This window comes from Roseovarius sp. MMSF_3298, assembly GCF_030733705.1.
GTDB classification, from domain to species: Bacteria; Pseudomonadota; Alphaproteobacteria; order Rhodobacterales; family Rhodobacteraceae; genus Roseovarius; species Roseovarius confluentis.
In genome coordinates, this window is the sequence record NZ_JASHIN010000067.1 from 1 (window position 1) to 1,257 (window position 1,257).

The 1,257-nt window shown below is 58.8% G+C and carries 1 protein-coding gene; it reads left to right on the forward strand.

The features are described 5' to 3' along the window. The first annotated feature begins 68 nt into the window (after nt 1–68). A protein-coding gene (locus tag RBB18_RS23135; RefSeq protein WP_371931694.1) for an IS3 family transposase occupies nt 69–1,195 on the forward strand; the annotation gives its coding sequence in 2 pieces (ribosomal slippage) (nt 69–315 and nt 315–1,195; 1,128 coding nt in all). Nucleotides 1,196–1,257: the final 62 nt, after the last annotated feature.

Sequence of the window (1,257 nt, forward strand, 5' to 3'; positions counted from 1 at the left end):
ATTGAAGTGGTCCCAGGAATCCGGACAGTCGGCTAAGGTGTATCCCAAACCTTTGAAGGGATACGAGAATGGCGAAGCGCCGGAACTTTACAGACCAGTTTAAGGCCAAGGTGGCGTTGGAAGCGTTGCGTGGCGACAAGACCGTGCAGGAGATCGCGGCGAAGCATCAGCTACACCCTAACCAGGTCAGCACGTGGAAGCGGCAGGCCATCGAGGGCATGGCGGACGTATTCTCGGGCGGCAAGCAAAGCGGCCCGACCGAAGCCGAAGTCAAGGAGCTTCACGCCAAGATCGGGAGGCTGGCGGTGGAGAACGATTTTTTGTCGGAAGGGCTCAAGAGGTGAGCCCGGCAAAGAAACGGTCGATGGTCCAGCGCGACCATCCCGAACTGAGCATCAGCCGGCAATGCAAGCTGGTGAACCTGAGCCGGTCGGCGTTCTACTACACGCCGGTCGGTGTTGATGCCGAGACGCTGGCGATGATGAAAGAGATTGACCGCGTGTTCACGAAGTATCCGTTCTTCGGATCACGCCAGATCGCGGCCTATCTGCGCCGGGAAGGCACTGTCGTGGGCCGCCATCGCGTGCGCCGACTGATGGCGAAGATGGGGCTGGAGGCAATCTACAAGCGCCCCAGAACCAGCCAGCGGCATCCGCAGCACCCGGTTTATCCGTATCTGCTGAGGAAAATGCAGATCGACCGACCCAACCAGGTCTGGTGTGCGGATATCACCTTCGTGCCGGTCAAGAACGGCTTCCTGTATCTGCTTGCCATCATGGATTGGGCCACGCGCAAGGTGCTCAGCTGGCGGCTGTCGAACACGATGCATGCCGACTTCTGTGTCGAGGCTCTGAACGAGGCCATCGCGAAACACGGCCCACCGGAGATCATGAATACAGATCAAGGGTCGCAGTTCACGGGATCAGCCTGGATCGCGACGTTGACCGAGGCAGGCGTGCGCATCTCGATGGATGGGCGCGGCCGTTACCTCGACAACATCTTCATCGAGCGCCTCTGGCGAAGCCTGAAACAAGAGGCCATCTACCTTGAGGAAATCACCGACGGCTTCCAGGCGCGGCGCGTCGTTAAGGACTGGATGGCCTTCTACAACACCAAGCGGCCCCATTCCGGGCTTGATCGGCGGACGCCAGACGACGCATATTGGGCAGGCTTGGAAGAGCTAAAAGCAGCATGAAACCTAAACCCGATACACCTTAGAAACGCTGCAAACCTGTCCGAAATGATAGGACCACTTCA